We start from the raw sequence: 24,844 nt of genomic DNA on the forward strand, positions 1-24,844 counted from the left end.
GCATTTGAATAGTGACCGTTTGCCAATTTATTCATAAACAGAAAAAGACCCAGGAAAATTTCCTAGGTCTTTTATTGACACTTTATGTTTCACATGAAACAAATTACCGATCAGCCTTGGGAATCCGTAGTGCTAACAAGAAACCAACGATAGCCAATGCTAACGTGAAAAAGAAACCGTAGTGGGCCCCGTTAACGAATGCTCCAGCGGCGTGATTCGCACCGTTAGCCATGTAGGCTGCTTGACCAATACCCAACAGGCTGGTGGCAATCGCCGTAGCAATGGCCCCCACAATCTGTTGCAAGGTATTCATGATGGCACTCCCATCGGCTGCAATTGGCCCAGTCAGTGCGTTCAACCCGTACGTCTGTGATGGCGACATCGCTAGTGGTGCCCCAATCATCAAGATAACGTGAGCCAAGATGACATACCAGATGGCACTGTGTGTGCTGGTAAAGGCCAGCATCAGTGCCCCAACCATCGAGATGATGAACCCGATACGAGCTGGCATTTGCGCCCCTACACGGTCATACATCCGGCCTGAGACGGCAGAGACGACTGCATTCATGACACCACCAGGGAACATAATGATTCCTGTCAAGGCAACGGGAACCAACAGGCCCTTTTGAATGTACATGGGTAGCAGATACATTGCGGATAAAATAATGCCGAAGTTGATCATGACCAGACTGGCTCCAATTCGGAATCCAGGAATCGCAAAGGCCCGTAAGTTCAAGGTCGGCTTGTCCATCGTTAATTGACGGTGAGTGTACCACGCCAAAACAACCAATCCAACAATCAGCGCACCAATTACAGCGGCTGAACCCCAGCCCCGGTCACTGGCTAAGCTGACGCCGAGCACTAAGCTACCGAAACCAACAGTAGACAACAGAATTGATAAGAAATCAACCTTAGGCCGTGTGACTTCAGCGATATTTGTCAGTGACGACACCGCAAAGATAAAGGCAATAATCAAGAATGGCACGAACAACCAGAAGATCCATCGCCATGACGCAATTCCCAGCACGATTCCGGCTAAAGTGGGCCCAACAGCTGGTGCAAACATAATGACCAGTCCGACCATCCCCATGGCAGCCCCCAACTTGTAAGGTGGGAAGATCTGCATAGCAACAGTGAACATTAGCGGCAAAATCAATCCGGTCGCAATCCCCTGAATCATCCGACCAAACAACAAGACACCGAAGCCTGGTGCGGACGCAGAAATAACGGCCCCGACCATAAAGTCAATCAGCGCAAACAGAATGACTTGCCGCGTTGTGAACCATTTCGTAATAATACTGGATAATGGAAGGACAATCCCAACCATTAACATGTACCCCGTGACCAACCACTGAATCGTAGCGGTCGTTACACCTAGTTGCGCCATTAACTGTGGTAATGCAATATTTAGAGACGTTTCGGAAAACATCCCGACAAAGCCTCCGATTAGCATCCCCATCATGGCCAGCATTGGGTGCGCAACTTGTACTCGCGCTTTTTTAGCCATGTTTTCTTGGCTACTTTGTACAGAATCCATTTTGTTTTCACACTCGCTTTCGTTTCAAACACAATGGATTACTCTACCAGAAAAAAAACGTCTTCGTAAGCATAAATTATGAAAAAATTAGAGGTAACCGGTTTCATCCAAAATTTCTTAGCTATTTATTAGTTTTTACTACTTAAAGCCGCAATCTGAGCCCGTATTTCTTTGAGCCGCCGAGTGTCCAACTCCGGCGCCATCATTAGTTGATCATATTCAAATTGCAGTCGTGGTAAGTCAGTTGCAGGTGTTCCCTGTGCCGTTTGCTCTGGATCAATCAACTTCTGATCCGTCAATTCTAGAACTCTCGTCGCCACTTTCTCCCTGAAAGTCTGATCATGTGCCACAAACAAGACTGTTCCGGGATAGCCCACCAGGAAATCTTCGAGTGCTTGTAAGGCCGGAAGATCCAGATAATTCGTAGGCTCATCCAGAATCAACAAGTTGCTGGCACTGACCAGAATCGTCAAGAGTTGGAGCTTAACCTGCTCGCCACCGCTGAGGTCACCAATTAGCCGATCATAGAAACTCGCTGTCAGACCAAATGCCCCCATCACCTGCCGTGTCCGGTTCTCATCCAATGCTGTCGCTCGCCGTAAAACGTGCCAGACCGTTTGAGCAGTTGGCAACTGCGTCATATCCTGATGGAAGTACCCCACGCGGGCACTGGGTGCTAGACGCGTCCCCGGCGTGTGTGTCAGAATCGCCGTAATCAGTGTTGACTTACCACTACCGTTCGGCCCAGCCAATGCGACCCGTTCACCCGGACGAATCCGCAACTTGACGTGGTGAAGCAAATCGTGCTTTCCCCGCTGCAGATGAAGATCCGCTACGGTGATGAGGTACTTCCCCATAACTGGCGGTAGATCGGTCGCAACCAATTTAAGTGCCGCCGTCTCGTGAGGCTTCACGGCCGTTGTCTGGCGGTCAGCCCGCTCCCGTAAGGCCCGTGCCCCCCGTTCCATCTTGCCAGCATTCTGCTCCCGCATCTTCTTAGAGTTCGAACGTTCGGCGGCGCTCATGCTCCGGCTACCCTTACGAATCCGGTCGGCCTTTTCATGGCGAGCCTGGACAGCCTGCTGCAACTCTTTTCTTTCCCGCTGCTCATTCTGATAACGGTCCAATGCATTGTGCCGTTGCTGTTCTCGTAAGGCTGTAAACTGGGCAAAACCACCGTTGTACTGCGTATACGTCTGCTCCGTCAACGACCATATCTGGGTCGTCACCGTCGTTAGCAAGTCCCGGTCATGCGAGATCAACAGTAATAAGCCATTGAAGTGCTGGAGCTGTTGTGCCAACCACTGCTGATGCTCGTCATCGAGATTTGCGGATGGTTCATCTAAAATTAAAATTGCGGGCCGTTGCGCCAAAGCAACCCGCACCCGATCCAGCATGCTCTGTCCGCCAGAGCGACCCCGTGTGGGTGCAATCTGTGGAACCAGTGTGACCTCATCAGTCACCGTCCGTTGGCCCTCAAAATCAGTATCAATACCGGCAATGAGTCGTGCCAAGGTTGTCTTTCCTGTACCATTAGCCCCCACGATACCAATCCGATCACCGGTGTGGGCTGTCAGTTGATCCACACTAAATAGTACTTCCCCGGCAATCGTTTTCGTTAAGTTTTTCAAAGTAATCTGTGTCAAAGAGTCGTCCCCCTTTTGAAAGCAGGGATCAATGGCTGGCAAATAAAAAAGTGGCCGCATTTCCCGTCCGGAAATGGCACCCACTGATTGCATTTAGCAATTCAGTCGGCGGAACCATCAATCCCAATTGCAGGCCCACTCCACCCCTCTAAACGGTGGTGAAGCTGACAAACATTTGAGAGTGATTAGTTACGCATCGGCTGAATACCTCGTTCTTTCTTAAAGTACGAATAGAATAGCACACCGTTGCGTCTTTGACAAGGAGTCTCCAAATTTCATCTCCCTGATGTTCAAATCTTAAGAGCATTCCCGGCAAATTTCGAGTACACTAAGGATAAACGCACAGTCGAAATTGGAGGGAACTTTTATGCAACCATTACGTATTCTATTCATCTCTATTGAAGGCAACACCCGCAACTTCGTCGAGAATTTAACGACCTACGCCGCTAAGCAACACGCTCAAAATGCCGAGTCACCAGAAATCACGGCTACCGAAATCAGCGAGGCCAGTGATTTTGTTGCCGAAACACAGCCTTATTTCTGCTTTGTCCCCACCTATCTCGATGGGGGCAATGGTATCGACAATGGCGTCAAGGAACTTATGACCAACGTCTTGGGCGAATATATCGCTTACGCCAACAACGCACAGCACTTAATCGGCGTTGTCGGCAGTGGCAATCGTAACTTTAACGAACAGTATTGTCTCACTGCTAAACGCTACGCCAAAAAATTTGATGCGCCATTTATCGCAAATTACGAGCTTCGCGGTGTTCCACGTGACGAGCCTCGCGTTTACGATGCCTTAGTTGCCCGCATGAAAGAAGTGATTGGGCATGACTAACCCAACGCTAGCGACCCTGTTGAATCATCGTAGCATTCGTCAATTCACCGCGGAAAAATTGACAACGGCAGAGATCACAACCTTAGTTGACGCCGCACAACACACCCCGACCAGTACCTTTTCCCAGCAGTACAGTATTATTAGTGTCACTGACCCCCAAAAGTTGGCGGCCCTTGGTGACATTACTGGCCACCACTGGCTCGAAAAGTCTGGGCATTTCTTCCTGTTTCTAGCCGATCAATACCGCAACTCACAATTGGTCACGGCTACCCCAGCAACTATTGCTAACCTGCACAGCACAGATAAATTCTTGGCCAGTATCTTTGATGCCAGTATCGCCGTTGAAGCCATGGTCGTTGCTGGTGAAAGCATGGGCTTAGGAAGTACCATCATGGGGAGCGTCTTGAATGACGCTCCCCGACTGATTGACCTGTTTCATCTGCCAGAATTGACTTTTCCCGTCTTCGGCCTCGCCATGGGACATCCCGCGGAGACGCCGGAACGTAAGCCCCGAATTCCTCAAGAGTTAATGCATTTTACCAATGATTATCAACCGCTGGCTGCCGACAGCACGCCCCTAACTACCTATAACCAAGTCATCACGGACTACTACCGAAAGCGTGGGGATCATCCTACTGCAGAATCTTTCACCCATCACGTGGCAACCGAATTGGCACGTGATCCGCAACAACGCGCAAAATTAAACCAAGCACTTGAGTATCAGGGATTCTTACAACATCGTTAAGTTTCAGTCAGGATGTCTTGCATGAGCAGGGTGTCCTTTTTTGATCCACTACAGGTTCGGGTCAAACGCCGCTAATAGGTCGCTCGGATCAACCGCTGGCATTGCACCAAAACGACCGCTCAGGTAATCCTTCAGCCATCCCTCTGCTGGTACATTTGTAAAGTCAAAGAGCGACACCAACTGGCTTTCGCCCCGATAGTCCTTCTCCGCTAAATAGATTTGATCAACGCGCAGGTGTTGGCTCATCAATACCGGTTGATTCGTCGTTAGGATCACCTGGCTGGTATTTGCCACCGAATTAAACAGGGCTAAGAGTGCCGCTAAGACTGCTGGATGAATGGCATCCAGTCGGTTATCCGTCAGAATTGTCTGTGCGTGCTCGGCATGCTGGGCGGTAATCAGCGCCAATCCCAGCATAACTAACTGCTGCATCCCCATTGAAGCACTAGTCAGTGGCAACTCCTTGCGGCCAATGACGACGCCCTCCTCATCATACTTTTCATAGATCAAATACAGGTCTGGCCTGGTAAACGCAGACCCATCTAAGAATTGAACGGCCACCTTACGTTGCGTAATCCCGGCCACCTCACTGCCCACGGCTCTCAGAAATTGGGCCATCTGGCTATGAACCCACTCGCTATCTAATGTATGCCCGCTAGGATGTTCATTTAAAATAATCAGATCATCATTGAACCACTCGAAGACGGAGATTGCCGGCCGATAATTCCAGTCCTGTAGCGCGTAGAGCATCAACGCATTGGGTCGAACACGTTGGGTTACTGGTAACAACCCCTCCGGTACCATGGTCATCGTTTCCTTCTCCCGCGAAAATAACACCTCATAGTCATCCCCGGCCGCAACACTCAGCACCTCATTCACGATTTGTGTCGCCGTATAACTGAACGCATAGCGATACTGCTGGTCATCGCGGGTAAAGTTCACCATGAACGTCGTCCGTTTGCTCGCGGATTCCCGGTCAAATTGAAAAGGTTCGTACGGCAAGTTATCTGTAATCTGTTCCGTGGGCCCCACGACCATCTGTCGCATCCGCTCTAAACCAGATAACACGGTACTTTTGCCCGCCCCATTAGCGCCAAAAATGGCCGCACTCTTCAATACGCTTAAGTCAGATGTAATCGGTACCGTATTTTCACGAGCCCACTGCTGTACACCACCTCCCGTCTCCATTGAAAGCGTGGCAGAATCCTTGAACGAACGAAAATTACCTAACGTGAAGTCGATTAACATGACAAAGCCTCCCCTTTGCTTAGCATGTTACGCCTGTTCACGTGATAAGCAACGACTTTCATCTGTGACGGCTAAATCCGCTATTACAGAGTTTATAAAAGCGTTATCTACCCCATTGCAGTAAGCTTAAACGCCGTATCCAATCATTAGTTTATAAACAAATTTAGTGAGACTAAAAAAGGACAACTTCACAAATAAGTTGTCCTTTAAATCAACGTTTCAACTCATCATAATCGTCCTACTTTAGCCGTGCCTGATTCAGTCGGTTGCGAACCATAACCGCTGCCAGTGCCAATAACATCACCAACGTCACTGATCCAAACAGGTCCCGATAGCTGCCATACTCGATCAGTAATCCCCCGTACAACGGTCCAATTGCCCGTCCAAAGGAAATCGCCATGTTATAAATGCCTTGAAATTTACCTTTATCGTTGGCACCAGCCAGCTTGTCGATCCAAGCCGGAATACCCGGAAAACCGATCATTTCCCCAATGGTCAAGACCACCATTGTCAGGACAAACATTGCGTAAGTCTTGGCGAAGACCAGAATCAGGAAGGACAAAATAAAGATCAACGACCCGGCCGCAATCTGGGAGCTCATCTTAAAGTAACCACCCAACCGGTTCGCGATAGGTTGGCCGAAGACAATCATCAACCCATTCAGCGTCCACAACAAACTGTAGTGTTCGAACGAAATCCCCAGGTTGGTCATGTGAACGGAAATCACACTTTCCCACAGCGTGTAGCTCGTGTACAGGCAGAAAACCATGACCGCAATCAGCCAAATCAGATTCAATTGCGCAGGCTTAGCCGCCGTCTGCTGGTGATGCTGCGTCGTCGTAGTAATCTTCATCCGGAAATCAGCAAAGATAATCAACAAGAGCACCGTATAGCAGATACTAGCGGCGATAAAGACCAGCTGGACACCATGGTCCATCAGGTACCCGACCATCAACGTCCCGACGACGACCCCCAAGTTCATACCGATATATAAGTAATTAAATACTCGACGACTGCTGATTGTCGTGACATTGGCGGCAAACGAATTGACCACGGTCATCACAACTCCATCGCCCAAGCCGATAAATAGCAACATAATACCGAAGATCGGCCAGCCATGAAAGAAGATCAAGACTAGCATGGGGATGAAGGAACACAGCGTCCCCAGGATGGCCGACTTGAATGGTGACCAGTTATCAAAAAGCCAGCCCCCCAACCAGTTTCCTAAAATCATACATAGCGACATCCCCAACAGGGCAATGCCGGCTAAGGTCAGCGTTTGGTGTAATTCATTATGCATATAGACCGTTGTTAACGGCCACATACACGCCGCAGCCGCGTTAAGTAGAAGTGTCGCCGAAAGGATACCGACCAGACTAACTTCTTTGTTACTTTTCCACATTTAAGGTACCTCACTTGTTTGAATTCTGCTTTCCATTGTCGCATATTTTCTAGGGAAAGAAAACCACAATGCTCATCGTGCCTATCAAGACAAGTTTTTAAATTAAATTTTATTCATTTTATGTATATTGTAAAAAAGATTAGCCAACTTGATTTGAGTCAAGTTTTTTCAACCCACCTGCCCGTATACTAGGTCATGTAATCAAGACAAACGACCTAGCAAAGGAGGGGTTCATGATGCGTAAAGTAACAATGAAATTAGACGATCTGACCTGCCCGTCTTGCATGACCAAGATTGAGGGCGCACTGAGCAAGAAGGACGGCGTGAAAAGCGTCAAAGTTCTCTTCAACGCCAGCAAGGTCAAAGCCGAATTCGACGATGCGACCGTTTCCGCCGAAGATCTCGCAACCGTCGTCACCGACTTGGGCTACGCCGTTCAAAGCAGTAAAGTTAAGCAACTTTAGTTAAACTACAATACAGGAGGTTTTTGATTATGAGTAAAGTAACGATGAAGTTAGATGCACTGACCTGCCCATCTTGCATGACCAAGATCGAAGGCGCGCTGAGTAAGAAGGACGGCGTGGAAAACGTCAAAGTTCTCTTCAACGCCAGCAAGATCAAAGCCGAATTCGACGACAGCCAAGTAACTGCCGAAAGCCTCGCAGACACGGTAACCGACCTCGGTTACGTCGTCCAAAGTTCTAAAGTAAAAGCGCTCTAGTCCCCACCCCCCACATTTGAAAGGAAACTTACCCTATGACAAACACGACTATGACTGTTAAAGACCGCTACACTGCTGAACAAGCCCAAACGGAACACGACCACCACGTCCCAACCGCAGGCGCCATGACCAACCATATCCTAGCTAATTTGCACATCTCCATTGTGAAGTTCCATCAGGTACGTTGGTCCGTCAAAGGCCCACTGGCATTGAGTGTTCGCACCCTCCTCAGTGACTACATCAACACCTACCGCACCCAATTCGACGCCCTGGGTGAATTGCTCCTGGATGAAGGCGAAATCGTCTCAACCACAACTAAGGAATTCCACGACTACAACATGCTCCAGGAAAGTGGCGCCAAGAAGTATCTGACTGCCGAAGAACAAGTCAGCGAGCTGGTTCACGACGCGGATACTCACAACCTCTTCATCGACCGGGCCATCAAGCTCGCCGAAAAGGAAGACCGTCCCGCACTGGCCAGCTTCTTGACCACGCTACGCGGCACCAACAACCACATCATCCGTGAGCTCCAGGCCGTTCTGGGCAACGATGCCCGCGATGGTCTAGACGAAGAAGACGATGATGATGAAGACTAGTGTACGGGTTTAGTGCTGCTGTCTGCGGCCAAACTAGCTGTTGACCCATGGCACTAGCTTCGTCCTTAAAAGCGCCATTTTCCTGGATTAATCACCCACTTTAATTTGATGCAATCCATTTAGAATGCCGTGAAGCCACACTGCGAGGTGACTTCACGGCTTTTAATTTGCGCACTATTAGCATTAGTTCGCCACCCTCGCTAATCATTTCAACCTTACAAAAACTGCCAGTTAGTGTGATCAAATGATAGCGCTAACTAGCAGTTTTTATGCATAAACATTTTTTTTGAAAATTTTCTTATTTCTGAATGGCTACGCTCGCCCGCGTCGTAATGGTCACCGGCACAAAATCCTCGGCCGGCTGACCCATAACTTTATTGACACTTTGACTCCCGATGCGGTAAAAGTCCTGCGTCATGCTCGTCAGTGCTGGCGTCGTAATTTGGCAGATAATCGTACCGTCAATGCTCATGATGGAGAGGTCGTCGGGAATCGTCATTCCCAGTTGTTGAGCCGCCGTCAGGAGACCGGCCGCTACCATATCACTAGCCGCAATCACCGCCGTGACGCCCTGTTCACGAACTTGCTGGAGGAGCTTTACCCCAGATTCATAGCTATAGTCCCCCGGTAAGATGGCCGGTGCCGACAACTGATTAGCCGCCATGGCATCGTGATAGCCCGCCTCACGTTGACTCCCGGTATGGTACCCATCAAGCCCAACTAGGCTAATCCGCGTATGGCCCCGGTCAATCAGATACTGTGTGGCCTGGTAAGCCAAGTCCCGGTTATCCGAACTGACGGCAAGAATATCCCGGGTACCCAAGTAGAGTGAAACAAAGCAGTATGGAATCCGTGACTCCTTCAATAACGTCAGATCCTCATCGTCGGGTTCAATTGCCGCCAGCAGGATCCCCGTGACAGACCGTTCCAGCGCGGTAATGATGGCCTTGTGTTGGAGCGTATTGTCCCGATTCCCCGCGTAAAGGATGATGACCCCTTGTCCCAGCTCGCCAGCTCGCTGCTGAATACCGTCGATAATCTGCGTGGAGAAGTTGGTTGGCGTGGCGTTAATAATCAGGGCAATGACATCGGAGCGTTTCTTGACCAAGTCTACAGCTACCGAATTCTTCCGATAACCGAGTTCCTTGGCCACTTTTAAAATTTTAGTTTGCGTTTTTTTACTGTACGAGCCGGTCTTATTCCCCAGCACTCGCGATACCGTGGCAATCGAGACCCCCGATTTCGCTGCGATATCTTTAATAGTTGGCTTCATGACGCCCCCACCTAGCTTTCGTTTACAATACTTCCTAATTATAGTCTTAATCGACTTATTTTTCTATAAAAATACGTAAACGTTTACTTTGCCGTCAAATAGGCATTGTAAACGTTTACTCAAAGTGATAGGATGTAGTCGTTGAAAGGTAATTGTTTTAATTTAATCAAGGGGATGTCACACCATGAATCAACCAACAGCGCACGCAGCTGGAGCCACTAACGCGACTGGAGCTGCCACTAAGAAATCGGCACGGATTTCAAATTCTCTGCCGAATTTACCATTGAAGACATTATTCGCGATTACATTTGGTTTCTGTGGAGTCAACATGGCCTTCTCACTGCAATCATCACAGATGAGCCGAATCTTCCAAACAATTGGGGCCGACCCGACAAACCTAGGACTCTTCTTCATTCTGCCCCCACTTGCCGGATTAATCGTCCAGCCATTGGTCGGAAAATATTCCGACCGGACTTGGTCACCACGTTTTGGTCGGCGGATGCCGTACCTGTTGTTCAGTGCCCCCATCGCCGCACTGGTCATGATTCTATTGCCTAACGCCGGGTCGTTTGGCTTCGGCTACGCGTCACTCGCTGCCTTACTGTTCGGGGCCATTGCCATTCTGCTGATGGACCTTTCCAGCAACGTCTGCATGCAACCCTTCCGGATGATCATCGGTGACATGGTCAATGAAAATCAAAAGGACAAAGCTTGGTCTTGGCAACAAGCCTTCAGTAACCTAGGTGGGGTGTTAGCCACCTTGCTTCCCTTCGTGCTGACCTACTTCGGGGTCGCCAACACCGCTAAAAAGGGTGTCGTTCCCCTATCCGTACGGCTAGCCTTCTACATTGGGGCTGCCATCCTGTTAGGAATTTCTGCTTACACCATCCATTCTGTTAAGGAATATGATCCTGAGACTTACGCCAACTATCACCAGATCGATCCGCAATCTCATAAGAATCGCAAGTCAATCTGGCAACTGATCAAGGAAGCCCCTAAGGCTTTGTGGGAAGTCGCCATCGTTCAAATGTTCGCTTGGATTGGGATTCAATACATGTGGACCTACACGACTGGTGCTATTGCCCAAAACGTTTGGAACACAACCAATGCCACATCTGCTGGCTATCAAGCCGCCGGTAACTGGTATGGGATTCTAACCTTCATTCAGTCTATGGCTGCCGTCCTCTACGGCTTCCTAATTCTGTCTCACACCAACCCCTTCAAGCGAAAGTTCTGGTACCGCTTCGGGATTACCTGCTTCGCTATCGGCTTGATCTGGGTCTTCTTCATTCACAATCAGTATCTGTTGATCTTACCATTCTGTCTGATTGGGATTGGCTTCTTCACGGTTCACGTTGAACCCTTCAACATTTTCACGTCATCACTAAATGGGTCCAACGAAGGTTCCTACATTGGGATCTTTAACGGGACAATCTGTTTACCACAAATCATTGCCTCCGTTGCTAGCTTCTTGGTCTTCCGTCTGGTTGGCAAGTCCATGCCCGGTATGATGCTAGTCGCTGGGATTTCCATGCTGATCGCGGTCTTGGCTATCAGCGTACTCAAGCAAGATAAGCCACAGAAAGATTTGTCTGAAGATGTACAATAGTCTTAGCTTCTGATTGAGGAGAGAATTCGTATGACAACTTTACCAAAATACACGCAAACAAAACAAACGGTGACGCTGGATTATCCGCAGCATCCCCTTCAGCTCACCATCGTGACCCCTGCCATCATCCGGGTCTTTGAAAACCGCGGCACCAATGACAACTCTTACGCCATCGAAGGCAATAAGACACAGCCGACCGACTACACCCTCACTGATGCCGGCGATCATTATGAATTGAAGACTAGCGCCCTAACGTTAAAATTAGACGCTGATCGCCACGTAGACGCTTACGACGCCAACGGCAACGCCCTCGTTACCGACTACCGCGGCGAACGACAACTACTCGACAAGGGCATCGACAAGGTTCACCAACGACTGGTCGAAGCCGAAGGTCACAGCGTCACGACTGCCACGGTCAAGTCCGACACGGGCTACTACGAAGTCGTTAAGGCTCTTGCTCCTGACGAACACCTCTATGGTTTGGGTGACAAGACCGGTTACCTCGACAAGCGGGGCTTTGAATACGACAACTGGAACGTGGATAACCCCGCTCCCCAGCTCGAAAACTTTCCCAACCTCTACAAGTCGATTCCAGTCATGTTGGGCTTGAAGAACGGTCATCCCTATGGCTTGTTCTTCGACAACACCTACAAGAGCCACTTCGATATGGGCAAAGAAGATTCCCACTATTACTTCTACTCTGCCGTTCAAGGTAACTTGGACTACTACATCATCGGCGGGCAAACGTTGAAAGACATCGTCACCAACTATACTTACCTCACCGGTCGCGTGCCGTTGCCTCAGAAATGGACGCTAGGGTACCAGCAGTCACGTTGGGGCTACAGTGCTAGCCAAGCGGAAGTCCAAGCTATTGCAGACGGCTTAAAGAAATATGATCTGCCTTGCGACGCCATTCACTTCGACGTGGACTACATGGATGGCTACCGGGTCTTCACCTGGGACAAAGACAAATTCGAGGGTGACCCCAAGGCCTTCGTGGCCAAACTCAAACAAAGCGGCATCAAGGTTATTCCAATCATTGATCCCGGCGTCAAACAGGATCCGAACTACCACACTTACGCGGAAGGTATTAAGCAAAATTACTTCGTGAAGACACCAGATAACAAGGTCTACATCAACAAAGTTTGGCCTGGCGATTCTGCCTTCCCTGACTTCGGTCGGCCAGCAGTTCGTAAGTGGTGGGCGAACAACAATAAATTTCTAACGGACAACGGTGTTGGTGGGGTCTGGATCGATATGAACGAGCCCGCAACGTTTGAAGGTGCCATCCCCGACGATGTGGTCTTCAGCGATCAGGATACCCCGTCGACTCACGCCAAAATGCACAACGTTTACGGCCATAACATGGCCAAGGCCACCTATGAAGGCCTGAAGAGTCAACAAGGACGGCGGCCATACGTCATCACCCGGGCGGCTTACGCTGGTACCCAAAAGTATTCGACCGTTTGGACTGGGGATAACCGGAGTATCTGGCCCCACATTCAAATGATGATTCCCCAGCTCTGCAACCTGGGGCTGAGCGGTTTCAGCTTTGTCGGCACCGACATTGGGGGCTTTGCTTCCGATACAAACGCCGAACTGCTGACCCGGTGGATCGAAGCCGCTATCTTCAGTCCGCTGCTACGGAACCACGCGGCGATGGGAACTCGGCGACAAGAACCCTGGGCTTTCGGTGAACCTACATTGTCGATCTACCGCAAGTACCTGAAGCTCCGCTACCGTTTCATTCCCTACTTGTACGACTTATTCGCGCAGGAAAGTCAGACTGGTCTCCCCGTCATGCGGCCACTGGTTCTGAACTACGAGGATGACCCGCGGACCCGCGACTTAAACGATGAATACATGGTCGGTGACGATGTACTGGTTGCCCCAATTGTTCAGAAGTCTCAGATCAAACGGCTCGTCTACTTACCAGCCGGCAAATGGATTGACTTCTGGAACAACCGTGAATACACGGGTAATCAAGACATTGTCGCCGATGCTCCCCTGGATAAACTGCCCTTATTTATTAAGCAAGACACGATCTTGCCATGGGGGGCGCCAGTCAGCCACATCAGTGAAAAGCCCGATACGGCCATGACCTTCAAGCTTTTTGGTCACGCTGGCACCTATACACACTATCAAGATGACGGTCTCGACTTCAATTACCAGAACGGCGAATTCAACCGCTACGAGATCACCGTTAAGGATGGCCATGTGACCGTTGAGCTGCTGCACCACGGTTACGATCCGGCCTATCAAACGATTACAGTCGATCTACCAGACAGCAGCGTGCTGTTGACCTATGACCGCGCTAGTGATGGTTACCAGTTGAAATAATTCTTAGGCGCGCGATTATCATCGCCTACAACTCAAGATAGTTGCTAATTCCAAAATTATTGGGAGCGGTACCATTCAATTCTATTAATCACAAAAATCCTCCGACAATGTCGAACAACATTGCCGGAGGATTTTTAGTGTCTCACAAGTCAACCTGATTCACGGACGGTAAGCTTCACGACCTAGTGCCATGACTGTAACCAAAACCATTCGTAGTCAATTCCTAACAGTCACAGGGAACAATTCCAATTTATTTAAAATAAATCGGCCAACTTGATTCGCATCAAGTTAATGTCCGCCGCTCCCAGGCATAATGAATACATAAACAAGGAACCCACAAACCTTAAATAACTTAGACAAAGAAAGGATCGTTATCTCATGGCATTTCAACGTTATATCTATGCACACACCAACCCTATTACCTTCTGGTCCGCCGGCTTGATTATTGTCGGCTTCCTCAACGCCTGGTTCACCAAGGTACCCTACGTCACCGACACCACCTGGATCATCGCTTCCGTGATCGCCGCAGCTCCCATCGTCCTGCGAGCCATCAGCGCACTGAAGGCCAAGGTCTTCAGCATTGAGTTACTCGTTGGTATCGCCGTTATCGGGGCGTTTGCCATCGGGGAATTTGAAGAATCAGCCATTGTAACGTTCCTATTTCTCTTCGGTTCCTACCTGGAACAAAAGACATTGGCTAAGACGCGGGGCGCGATTCAGTCCCTGACCGAAATGGCTCCAACGACCGCACTGTTGGTCGGTGACGATGGCGAGACCGAAGAAGTTGATGTTGATGACCTGGAGGAAGGTAACATTGTCCTCGTCAAGGCCGGTGGCCAAGTCCCCGTCGATGGTCAGGTCGTCAGTGGCACTGGTTACGTCAACGAATCCTCAATTACCGGTGAATCTCGGCCCGTCAACAAGGCCAATGGCGACGGTGTTTACTCCGGTGCCATGGTCGAGAGTGGCACGCTACAGATTGAAGCCACCCAAGTCGGGGATGAAACGACCTTCTCCAAAATTATCGAACTCGTCGAAGAAGCTCAAGACACCAAGTCACCTGCTGAAAAGTTTATCGACAAATTTGCACAGTACTATACACCAGCTGTTCTAGTCATTGCCATCCTGGTCTTTGTCTTCTCGCAAGATCTCCGGTTAGCCATCACAGTCCTCGTGCTCGGTTGCCCTGGAGCCCTGGTTATCGGTGCACCAGTCTCCAACGTGGCTGGAATCGGTAACGGCGCCAAGAATGGGATTCTTATCAAGGGTGGTGACGTGGTCGAGAGCCTCGCCAAAATTGACACGATCGTCTTTGATAAGACTGGGACGTTAACAACGGGTAAGATGGACGTTGCCAGTATGAAGCAATACACTGGCGATTCTGACTTATTAGGCGCCATTGCTCAGGTTGAACAGACCTCTGATCACCCTTTGGCAACGGCCATTACGCGTCATCTTGCCGCTCACATGCCAGCCGAAGTCTCAGCCATGTCTACCGAAACCATCAAGGGTCGCGGCATGATTGGGCAGTGGCATGACGCTCCCCTCTACGTCGGCAATGCTGCACTGTTGAAAGCCAACGGAATTACGTTAACAGAGACACAATTAACTGATTTACACGAGATGCAAGATGACGGCCAATCTACAGTATTGGTTGGCTACCAAGGACACTTAGCCTTCATCCTCGGTGTGGCTGACACGGTTCGCCCGGAGGTTCCCGCCGCACTCGCTGCGCTGAAACGCCAAGGCATCAAGCGTCTGGTTATGTTGACAGGTGACAACCAAGCCACCGCCCAAGCCGTTGCCGAATCTTTAGGTATCGATGAGGTTCACGCCGACCTGTTACCAGCCGACAAGGTTACCTTCGTCAAGAAATTCCAAGACATGGGTCGCAAGGTGGCCTTCGTTGGGGATGGTATCAACGACAGTCCTTCCTTAGCTACCGCTAGTGTGGGTATCGCTATGGGCGGTGGGACCGATGTCGCCATCGAAACGGCGGATGTGGTCCTGATGCAATCTAGCTTTACCGCCCTGAACCACGCGGTTGGTTTGGCCAAGAAGACCTCTGCCAACACCAAGGAAAACATCACGATTGCCATTGCCACGGTCTTGTTCTTACTGATTGGTCTAGTCTACGGTTACATCTACATGGCCAGTGGGATGTTCGTCCACGAAGCCTCAATCCTCGTTGTCATCTTCAACGCGATGCGGTTGATTGGTTACCATCCCCACGTCAGCAAGCCAACGAAACAACCGGTTCAGCAATTAGTCACGAATTAAACCAGTTGAATAGAAGCGACAAAAATCCGATTACCCAGAAATTTGGGGTAATCGGATTTTTAAAATTAGCTGTTTACCATCACGATCAGCGACTAACGTAGATTAACCGAAGTCATTAATAATCCCAGAGAAGTAGGACTTTCCATTGACCGCGTAGTTATCCCACGTACCACCATAATAGTCATCCTCGAAGGATTGACTTCCCTTAGTCTTAAGGTCGGTAATCTTAATCTGGTAGGTGTGCGCACTGATCTTCTTACCAGGTAAGCCTTTGATGTATTTGTTATATTGCACCGTCGTCGTGTTGCCTTTAACCGTAGTCTTGGTCATCTTGGCAGACGCCGTTGGTTTGTAAACTTCCATGCTATTGCCATAGTTGACTGACATGACACCACCATTATCATATTTATTCATTGCGGCCTGATTGTAATACTGAATGTAGTTATCGAGTGTCAGGTAAAACATGGGCGAGGCAAACCCATTCTTCTTGGTATCCTTGAATCCATTCCCTTGGCGCAGAACCGTTCCGCGGATCGGTGCCTTGAGGCTAACCTTCTTGAAGTTCGCCTTCGTCAGTGGAACCGAATCCGTCATCGTAAAGGCCAGGTTCTTGAGCCGATCATAGTGTACCGCTCCGGAAGTGAAGGATGACTTCACCACCGAGCTCCCAAATTTTTGACTTGAGCTAGTCACGAATAGCAAGGACCCCTTCTTCTTAAGAAGTGGCTTGTATGTATTGCCATGCCGCTGTGAAATACCAACGTACACGTCGCGTTTAGCCCGCACGTAGCTCCCATACTGGCCCGTCAAATACTTACTTGACGCTTGAGCCGTCGTTGATGCTGTAAACATCCCCATGCCGACGACAGCACCGGCCAGTAACAAGCCAGCTGTCAGTTTCCCTTTAAAATTTAACAATCTAATTACCCCCTAGATATATATGGTACACAATCATTATACTGCGGAATCAGGGTCGTGGTTGCAGCCACCTTTAAATATTTTCCCGATAGGTGCCCACCCATCTTCACAAATACCGAACAAAAATCGCCATTTCGAAAATTTACGAAATGGCGATTTTAATTAACTAATTTATAGAAACAGGCTTACTTCGTGAAAGTCCACTTAGCAGCTGGCGCAACGCCGGCCTTAACGGCAACAACTTGGTTCTTGCTGTTAACGAGCTTGAACGTCTTGGCAGAAGTGAAACGTAAGTAGAAGGTCTTAGATGTCTTAGAACCCTTAGGGGTGTAAGTGATCTTCCAGAACGTAGGTGTCGTGGCCTTAACGCTGTACTTAGCGTAAGAAACTAAAGTCTTAACCTTTTTACCATTCTTGTAAAGGTATTGGTTGAAACCAGTCTTTTGACTGAAGACAATCTTTTGAGAGTACTTGTTAGCCGTATTGGACTTCCAAGTACCAGTAGGCGTCTTAACTGAGAAGCTAGCAGCCTTCTTGGTTGACGTAGTCTTCTTGGCAGCCGTCTTCTTAGTGGTTGTCTTCTTAGTCGTCGTTGCCGTCTTAGTTGCAGCGGCTTGAACCCGGATGATCCGATAGAAAGCCGTCTTCGTCTTCGGATTAGTTGCGTAAACGTAGACGTTAGCATTCTTCTTCAAGGTCTTGGCCAACTTCACCGTGTACTTACCAGTCGTCTTAGAAGCCGTTGCGCTCCCCAAGTTCTTCTTGGCATTCTTCGTGCTCTTAACCGTGATCTTAGAGCCCTTCGTAGCGGTCCCCGTAATCGTCTTGGAATTGTTGTAAATTGCCTTAACGCTTAAGCTAGGACCAACATGCGTTGCGGCATGTGCGGTCGTCGTGGCAGTACCCGTCACAGCTGGTACCGTGGCACCAATCGTAAATAAAGTGACCAAACCAGTCATCGCAACCATAAATTTCTTCATTGTTTTCCTGACCCCTTATATTGAATTGACCGACAAATTTTGTCGACAAAGTATTTTTCTAACCGCCTAGTAGTATAACAGATTTTTTACCAATTAGTGATAAATTTATAATCAGGTGAGGCCTTCTTTAACAACACTTAAAACAAATTAACCCGTTATCCATTCTTTACCCGCAGATTGGGCACCAATTCCCGCGATAGCAACTCTAAGCATAGATTGATCCGCGAACGTGGCACCGCTTTCAAATTGTGTTAAGCTGAGTACGAAACGACAGATACGGTCCACCAGATCACAGTTATTTTCGCCTGCGCACTACGGCAGAAATGGAGCGTAATTTTATGATGACAATCAACATTCTCGATATTGCCAATGATGACGATATCACCACCAATGCGACGGCAACGATTCAAGCCGCCATCGACCGTTGTGCCGCCAATAATGGTGGCACGGTAACCATCCCCAATGGTACCTACATCATCGACGGCCTTCAATTAAAGAACAATGTCACCCTACACTTAGAAGCCGATGCCCTTCTCAAGGCTAGCGGCGATGAGACCAAGTACACCCACCGTCCCGGTTCCTTCGAGCTGAACCGTAACCACACACCCATCTCGGCGCTGATTTACGCCAAGGGTCAACGCAACATTGCTATTACTGGTGAGGGTCACATCGACGGTAACTACGACGCCTTCATTTACCCCGATCAGCACACTGAGGTTCATTTGAAATCCTATAAGTATCCACGACCCATGACGATTTACCTGGAAGATTGCACGAATATCACGTTGGACCACATCACTGTGGAAAACGCCCCCTTCTGGACAATTCATCTGGTTGGCTGCCACAACGCGGAGATCAGCCATATTGCCATTCATAACGAGGTCCGGATGCCCAACACCGATGGCATTGACATCGACCGGAGTAAGAATACGCACATTCATGACTGCGAAATCATTACCGGTGACGATGCTATCTGTCCCAAGTGTACCGAAGAGACTGCCCAGTACGGAGACTGTACCAATCTTCTCGTGGAGAATTGTGACTTAAAGACGCAGAGTTCCGCTGTGAAATTCGGTAGTAGTAGCTTTGGTAATTTTGAAAATTGTAAGTTTCGCCACCTGGCCATCAAAGATACCAACCGCGGATTAGCCTTTCAGTTGCGCGACCCTGGTAGCGTAAATAATATTAGCTTTGAAGACATTACCATCGACACCAAAACCTATAGCGCGGACTGGTGGGGCTCGGGTGAACCCATCCTCATCAGTCTGCTCCCCCGTGATGCTGCAACAGATCTTACTGGTCAGACCATCCGCAATGTGTCATTTAAGCGGATTACCAGCAACGCACAGAACGGGATTCTCGTAGCGGCCGAATCCGCAGAAGCCATTCGCGATATTACCTTTGAAGATGTCGACATCACGCTACGCCAGAACAGCAAAACACCGGTAACTTTCGACTTGCGTCCTTGGAAGGGAACCGCTAAAGTCCAACGACCTTTACAACTGGTCACCAACCTTGCCGGGAACGATTTAACCTTTAGAAATGTTCAGGGCCACTTCCCCAACAGTTTACTGGTGAGTTTATAATTTATAAATCCGCTACTTTTTTTCATTCGCGTGGCGCCTTATGATAGTAATCTCGATACTTTTTATAGAAGAAGGTCCGATTTGATATGCCAACTTTCTTAATAACCTCGTTCACTGGCATTTGCGTCGATGATAGCAATGTATGCGCGTGCATAATTCTTTGTTTCGTTAAAACTTCCGAGAAAGTTTCGCCCACCGTCGAACGGAAAAGATTACTCAAATAATTTCGATTATAGCCATACTTTTGTGCAACATAAGAGAGACTGATAGTGTCATCGTTATCGTTGATGTCCTGCAAGATCTTCGTAATTAAAAGCTGCGGTTTCGTTAAATCCTTATCTACGTCAACGGCATAATTACGCACCAACTGCGCGATTAGGATCGACAAATATGCCTTAATAATGGTGTCGGCATAGTCTCGCTGTAAGTAGTATTCCTCAATGATTCTATCCAATGTTTCCTGAATTTCGCGGCCGTCTTCCTGTCGAAACAATAAGTATGACGCACGGTTTCCAACACCAACCTTTCGATTAACCAGAAACTCATAAAGCACGCTTCGACTACTACGAAGGCTGTTCAACAGATCAATATTAATGGTCCTATCTTGGAATAAGATGTTGATCAGCAAGTCATTAGTCCCCAAATATCCGATAGAATGTTCGCACCCGACATCCAATAGTAATAAATCTCCCTGATTTAAATGAATCTCTTTATTGCCAACGACCTCATCGGCTTCTCCCCGCAACATATAGTTGACCTCTAAGAAAGTATGCGTGTGCATAGGATACGGCGCATACCGATTATGCTTGCTGACATAAATGTTCTTATTTTTAAAAAAGTAATTGTTTAAAACCAACGTGTTTTTTCGCTTAGTTAACTGGCTGTCGTAAGCGGCCAAGGGTATGTCGTTATGAAATTCATAACTCTTCAGTTGTTCCTTCTCAATCTTCGTTGACTTCATCAAACTATTTAAGATATTATCGAGCATAAACTCAACCCTCTCTTTGAATTAGCAAAAACGTCCCATAATCATAAATTAAATTTATGCCTATAGGACGTTATTTGTCGTCTATTCATTTTTATGAGTTAGATTGAGCTGAATGCTTAGCAGGTGTCTGCTTACTATCATCCTGCTGGTCGCCGTCTTTTAACATCCCGTACTTCTTTTCAGCACGAATCATGCTAAATCCAGCTAAACCAAAGATAATAACGACGCCGACGAATCCCCACATTGTCGTTTTGATGGTTCCTGGTAAAACAAGTAATGGCGTCACAATGGCTAACAACCCACAAAGGAACCGGGAGAAACCATTGATAAACCCTTGAATGCTTGCTCGAATTTCAGCTGGGAAAGATTCTTGCGTCCATACCTTGTAAATAGCCTCACCTGAAAGCATACTACCAACACCCCAGATTAACATGAAGGCAACAATCATCGCAATCGAATCACTACCAAAGATAGCTAAGCCCCCCATAGCAATCAACGCGCAAACAACCCCAATGCCAAACCAAGTATTCCGTTTAGCCGAACCAGCAATCGTCACGTAAATCCCCAAGATAAACAACGCCGCAATATGAAGTCCTAAACCGATACCCGTCGATAATGTCTGAGATGCCCCAGCTTTAACCAACACGAAGGTCGTAAACTGTCCCCAAGTATTGGCAATAAAGTTCCAAAATACATAGTAGATTAAAATACTTGAGAAAAGATACAGATACTTCTTGTGATTAGGATCCTTGAACAAGGTTCGAATAATTGAAGCACCGTTAGCATTACTCTCTTCACCCGCGTTCTTCACAGCTGCTAAACGTTCGGCAGCAGCTGTATGGAGCTTTTTAATTGTACCCGATAACGTCCGCCATAACCATACAATTCCGGCCACTGCCGCAAAGATGGCGAAGACGATCCGACCACCAGTAACGCTCATCGTAGAAACAATAAATGCCGCCCCAGTTGAAACGAATTGCCCAACTTGCCAGAATATCTGAGTCGAAGCAACCATTTGGGACGCCATCTTTTGATCCGGCGCATCCCGTGAAATGATGGTTAAGGAGACGGGTAAATCAGTTCCTGAAGCTACCCCTGCGATGACAGTCCCTAATAACAAAGTCATAAAGTTTGAAGCGAATACACACACCAAGGCCCCAACCGCATAAGCTAAGTTAACCCAGTTGAAGACGCCAACTAACCCAACTTTATCAGCAAATCGACTTCCGAAGATAGACCCAAACGCAATTGCAAAGGTCAGAGCCCCGGAGATAATGCCGACCTGACTATTCGTCAAATTTAGCCCTGCTTGCCACACCGTAATCGTACTTGCTAGTCCCACAATAATCCCGGAGCCAAGCATTGATCCTAAACCAGCTGCTGCAGTTAGTCCCCAGTAGCTTCCATATTTTCTCATCATCATTAAAGCCCTCCATGATTTAAACTAGCTATTTATAAGTAATGACATAATTGCCCGATGGTAGGACAACATGACTATTCTCTAGTCCTAACTGAATGTCTTCTTCCCCATCATTGACCGCAATTAATTGGCTACCCTTAGGCAGTTCAATCTGAATTTTTGAGTTCATTGGGACGTTTACACTAATTTTACTTTGCTGCTGTTCGGCACTAAATTTAGCTTGGATAATGCCTTTAGAACTTGGCGTTGTCACCGCAATTTGCTTTAACTGTCCTGGCTGAATTCGTAAGCGGAACAAATCGAAACCTGGCTTCAAAGGCACAATGCCCATAATGCCTTGAACAATCGTTAAACCTGGCGTAGCTCCCCAAGGGTGGGACAGCGTTAAGTTGGGCTTGTAGTAATTACTCCAGGCTTCTGGTGCAATCGTCGCTTTAAGATTATCTAGAATTGCCGCAAAGGTCTTTTGATCCTTACGATTATCTGGATTGGTCAATAGTTTCAGGGCATCTTCTGAGTGTCCCGTATCGATTAACCCCTTGAGCATAAAGTAGATAAAGTAAACGCTGCCAATGAATTTACCATCATTCGCCACAAACTGGCTCAGTTCATCTGCCATCTTTTGGTCTTCATACATGCCGTAGCAAAGTGCGTATGCTGAAGAATGATGGGCAGCGTGCTGATTAACTTGTAGATTTTCATCTAACGAATCATAGTAAACGCCCCGCTCACTATCATAGAGATAATGAATCATTTGCTTCTTAATCATTGCTGCACGGTCTGCGTAGAACTTACGATCATCTGTATGCTCAGTAACAGCGGCAATATGGCTCATAATCTGATAGACACCATAATAGATTGCATTAAATGGGGTGTTATATTTACCTTCAACAAATCCATCACGTTCACGGATCGGCCAATCAATTAGACCATCATTAGTAACTAGCCCCACCGTTTCATCAAAATTATCCAGGCCATTTTGCCCCCGCTTAAACTTTTCCTTCAAAACGTCATACCGCTTCTCCAAAAGTTCTTTATCATTAGTGTAGAGATAGTCCTGCCAGGCCATCTCGACGTTAAATAATTTATAATCCTCGGGCCAAGTTGGATCATCTAACAAGTAATCAATGGAGTGTCGGGCCAAAGAATAATGTGAGGACAAAACGTAACTCGTATTTCCATTAACTAGGAGATCGCCTTCATAAGGCTTTCTTTCCCTGGCCTGTGAATCGACATAAACATCTTGGTTAGTGGCCTCGATTGTATACTTTGAAAGCGCATATTCTCGATTAAGTAAGACGTTATCGCTATGGAATGACCCTTCATCTTCATCGAATGGCTGTGCAATTGCCCAGCCTTTGAGATCATCTTGTTTTAATTCACCAACGAATCCGGTTATTTCAATATAACGAAAGTTCTTCATTTGAAGTGTTTCGAAGTCATTGTTTCCAGCAATTAAAGTCCAGCTTTCTAGGTAATCCGGTCCGCAAGCTAAATGATGCCGAACCTGACCGTTATCCGCTAACTGCTCCCCCATTGCCACATCAATTCGTTGCGCCTGCTCACTGTGTATCCGCACACGCAGACTGCCAATGATTTCTTTCCCTAAGTCAATCACATAATGTTGCGGCCCTAATTTTGTCATCGATTTTGTTGGCTCATTTTTGATGATTCGACATGAATTTTCACTTCGATAAGGGCGCAGTGTCTCAGTCTCTTCAATTAGCTTTTCTGAATTGTACCGTGCATTAGACCAAGCATGATCGTTATAATCTAGCACTGACCAGTTCTGTGGATAGTAATTCATATCGACATTTTCGGTAACCATGCCAAAGTATAGGCTCCGCATCCGAACGCCATAATCACCAAAGGCATTACTACCATCTAAAGCTTTCCAGTTCTCATCGGATACCATGGCAACCTTTTTTTCACCATTGTTTAAATAAACTTCCAATTGTCCCCAAAATGCGCGTCGTGCTGCTTGCTCGGTTGCCAGAACAGCAATAACATTTTCATCATTCAAAGACTCAGTGACGTCGTAGCTATTGTAGTAAACAGCCGTTTTATCTGACCCCTCATAATTTGCTTGCGGTCTGGCAGAACCAACCCCTACAGAAGTTCCATTGACATACAAATCAAATCCCTGTGTCAAAACCGGTTCATTTCCACGAGAAAATGCTGTTAAGATTGCCGTATCGATATCCAATTTGGAGAGGGTAAACTGCGGACTTCTCATGAATACCACGTTACCAATGTGTGGCAACTCATGGTCATCCTGTTTAAGGCTATGACTCCAGATGCCATGATTCTTCGCAAGTAAATTATCCGATACGCAGATAAACTTGTTTGGCTGAGAGAAGTCACTTGTCCGACCAAAATTGTCCTTAATACGTACCTGCCAATAATACAATCTGCCTGGCTCTAAAAACTGTGACAGTTCCGGAATTAGCACTGCTGAGTTTTGGCTTGATGTCACCCATTTACTATCAAACAAATAATCCTTATCGGCTAGTTCATGCAATCTCCTAGAAACGACGACCTCAAAATCCGTTTGAATACTGCCTGGCCGATTGCTATGATCCCACCAACTAAATCGCGGATGCTTTCGGACGTTATACGCAAAACCAAGTAAGTTTACATTTAAATGTGTCGGTTGTAGTAACCGATCTACAGCTACTGTCAAATTCAATTCCTCCCATAACTTATTCACTAAA

At 47.7% G+C, this 24,844-nt stretch carries 19 protein-coding genes; 9 read left to right on the forward strand and 10 right to left on the reverse strand.

The annotated features are described in order from the left end of the window. Positions 1–103: 103 nt before the first annotated feature. Positions 104–1,537, reverse strand: coding sequence for a DHA2 family efflux MFS transporter permease subunit (locus tag ACKTSF_RS09840; RefSeq protein WP_407888982.1), 1,434 nt, complete (start codon positions 1,535–1,537; stop codon positions 104–106). A 128-nt stretch (positions 1,538–1,665) separates the two neighbouring features. Next, the gene (locus tag ACKTSF_RS09845; protein WP_407888984.1) at positions 1,666–3,183 is read right to left on the reverse strand and encodes an ABC-F family ATP-binding cassette domain-containing protein; all 1,518 of its coding nucleotides are present in this window, start codon (positions 3,181–3,183) and stop codon (positions 1,666–1,668) included. A 367-nt stretch (positions 3,184–3,550) separates the two neighbouring features. Between ACKTSF_RS09845 and nrdI the strand changes: the two genes are divergently transcribed. Both nrdI and ACKTSF_RS09855 read left to right on the forward strand, forming a co-directional pair. Further along, on the forward strand, positions 3,551–4,024 hold the full coding sequence (nrdI, locus tag ACKTSF_RS09850; protein ID WP_407888986.1) for a class Ib ribonucleoside-diphosphate reductase assembly flavoprotein NrdI: 474 nt from the start codon (positions 3,551–3,553) through the stop codon (positions 4,022–4,024). Continuing rightward, complete coding sequence (locus ACKTSF_RS09855; protein ID WP_407888988.1) at positions 4,017–4,769, forward strand: nitroreductase family protein; 753 nt, start codon at positions 4,017–4,019, stop codon at positions 4,767–4,769. The genes nrdI and ACKTSF_RS09855 overlap by 8 nt, the downstream gene beginning before the upstream one ends. Positions 4,770–4,817: 48 nt before the next feature. On the opposite strand, the gene ACKTSF_RS09860 is transcribed toward ACKTSF_RS09855, so the two are convergent. Together ACKTSF_RS09860 and ACKTSF_RS09865 are read right to left on the reverse strand one after the other, a co-directional pair. After that, on the reverse strand, positions 4,818–6,017 hold the full coding sequence (locus ACKTSF_RS09860; protein WP_407888990.1) for an AAA family ATPase: 1,200 nt from the start codon (positions 6,015–6,017) through the stop codon (positions 4,818–4,820). 238 nt (positions 6,018–6,255) lie between these two features. Further along, positions 6,256–7,419, reverse strand: a complete 1,164-nt coding sequence (locus ACKTSF_RS09865) for an MDR family MFS transporter (RefSeq protein WP_407888992.1) — start codon at positions 7,417–7,419, stop codon at positions 6,256–6,258. Between the two features lie 236 nt (positions 7,420–7,655). Here ACKTSF_RS09865 and ACKTSF_RS09870 point away from each other — a divergent pair, with 236 nt between their 5' ends. The 3 genes from ACKTSF_RS09870 to ACKTSF_RS09880 are packed head-to-tail and all read left to right on the forward strand — an operon-like array spanning position 7,656 to position 8,736. Next, positions 7,656–7,883 (forward strand): heavy-metal-associated domain-containing protein, encoded by a 228-nt coding sequence (locus ACKTSF_RS09870; protein ID WP_407888994.1) that lies wholly within the window; start codon positions 7,656–7,658, stop codon positions 7,881–7,883. Between the two features lie 29 nt (positions 7,884–7,912). After that, the gene (locus ACKTSF_RS09875) at positions 7,913–8,140 is read left to right on the forward strand and encodes a heavy-metal-associated domain-containing protein (protein ID WP_020089589.1); all 228 of its coding nucleotides are present in this window, start codon (positions 7,913–7,915) and stop codon (positions 8,138–8,140) included. A 35-nt stretch (positions 8,141–8,175) separates the two neighbouring features. Next, positions 8,176–8,736 (forward strand): Dps family protein, encoded by a 561-nt coding sequence (locus ACKTSF_RS09880; RefSeq protein WP_407888996.1) that lies wholly within the window; start codon positions 8,176–8,178, stop codon positions 8,734–8,736. Positions 8,737–9,034: 298 nt separating this feature from the next. Here the strand turns inward: ACKTSF_RS09880 and ACKTSF_RS09885 are convergent, their stop codons facing one another. Then, positions 9,035–10,009, reverse strand: coding sequence for a LacI family DNA-binding transcriptional regulator (locus ACKTSF_RS09885; RefSeq protein WP_407888998.1), 975 nt, complete (start codon positions 10,007–10,009; stop codon positions 9,035–9,037). A gap of 184 nt (positions 10,010–10,193) precedes the next feature. Between ACKTSF_RS09885 and ACKTSF_RS09890 the strand changes: the two genes are divergently transcribed. From ACKTSF_RS09890 to ACKTSF_RS09900, 3 genes are all read left to right on the forward strand, one after another. Further along, entirely contained in the window at positions 10,194–11,618 is a 1,425-nt protein-coding gene (locus ACKTSF_RS09890; protein WP_407889000.1) for an SLC45 family MFS transporter, read from the forward strand. Positions 11,619–11,648: 30 nt separating this feature from the next. Beyond that, complete coding sequence (locus tag ACKTSF_RS09895) at positions 11,649–13,958, forward strand: glycoside hydrolase family 31 protein (protein ID WP_407889002.1); 2,310 nt, start codon at positions 11,649–11,651, stop codon at positions 13,956–13,958. Between the two features lie 378 nt (positions 13,959–14,336). Then, positions 14,337–16,238 carry a heavy metal translocating P-type ATPase gene (locus ACKTSF_RS09900; protein WP_407889004.1) on the forward strand — a complete coding sequence of 634 codons (1,902 nt, stop codon included), beginning with the start codon at positions 14,337–14,339 and terminating at the stop codon, positions 16,236–16,238. 102 nt (positions 16,239–16,340) lie between these two features. Here ACKTSF_RS09900 and ACKTSF_RS09905 read toward each other — a convergent pair whose 3' ends face one another. Both ACKTSF_RS09905 and ACKTSF_RS09910 read right to left on the reverse strand, forming a co-directional pair. After that, positions 16,341–17,156, reverse strand: coding sequence for a hypothetical protein (locus ACKTSF_RS09905; protein WP_407889006.1), 816 nt, complete (start codon positions 17,154–17,156; stop codon positions 16,341–16,343). Positions 17,157–17,341: 185 nt separating this feature from the next. Next, on the reverse strand, positions 17,342–18,136 hold the full coding sequence (locus ACKTSF_RS09910; RefSeq protein WP_407889008.1) for an Ig-like domain-containing protein: 795 nt from the start codon (positions 18,134–18,136) through the stop codon (positions 17,342–17,344). Between the two features lie 338 nt (positions 18,137–18,474). Between ACKTSF_RS09910 and ACKTSF_RS09915 the strand changes: the two genes are divergently transcribed. After that, complete coding sequence (locus ACKTSF_RS09915; protein WP_407889010.1) at positions 18,475–19,722, forward strand: glycoside hydrolase family 28 protein; 1,248 nt, start codon at positions 18,475–18,477, stop codon at positions 19,720–19,722. A gap of 22 nt (positions 19,723–19,744) precedes the next feature. Here ACKTSF_RS09915 and ACKTSF_RS09920 read toward each other — a convergent pair whose 3' ends face one another. The 3 genes from ACKTSF_RS09920 to ACKTSF_RS09930 all read right to left on the reverse strand — a co-directional run bounded on the left by ACKTSF_RS09920 (position 19,745) and on the right by ACKTSF_RS09930 (position 24,813). Continuing rightward, positions 19,745–20,710, reverse strand: coding sequence for an AraC family transcriptional regulator (locus tag ACKTSF_RS09920; protein ID WP_407889012.1), 966 nt, complete (start codon positions 20,708–20,710; stop codon positions 19,745–19,747). A gap of 91 nt (positions 20,711–20,801) precedes the next feature. Continuing rightward, a complete protein-coding gene (locus tag ACKTSF_RS09925; protein ID WP_407889026.1) occupies positions 20,802–22,127 on the reverse strand; it encodes an MFS transporter in 1,326 nt (441 codons plus the stop codon). Positions 22,128–22,158: 31 nt separating this feature from the next. Continuing rightward, on the reverse strand, positions 22,159–24,813 hold the full coding sequence (locus tag ACKTSF_RS09930) for a family 78 glycoside hydrolase catalytic domain (RefSeq protein WP_407889028.1): 2,655 nt from the start codon (positions 24,811–24,813) through the stop codon (positions 22,159–22,161). Positions 24,814–24,844: the final 31 nt, after the last annotated feature.

This window comes from Levilactobacillus muriae (assembly GCF_045862015.1).
GTDB lineage: Bacteria > Bacillota > Bacilli > Lactobacillales > Lactobacillaceae > Levilactobacillus > Levilactobacillus muriae.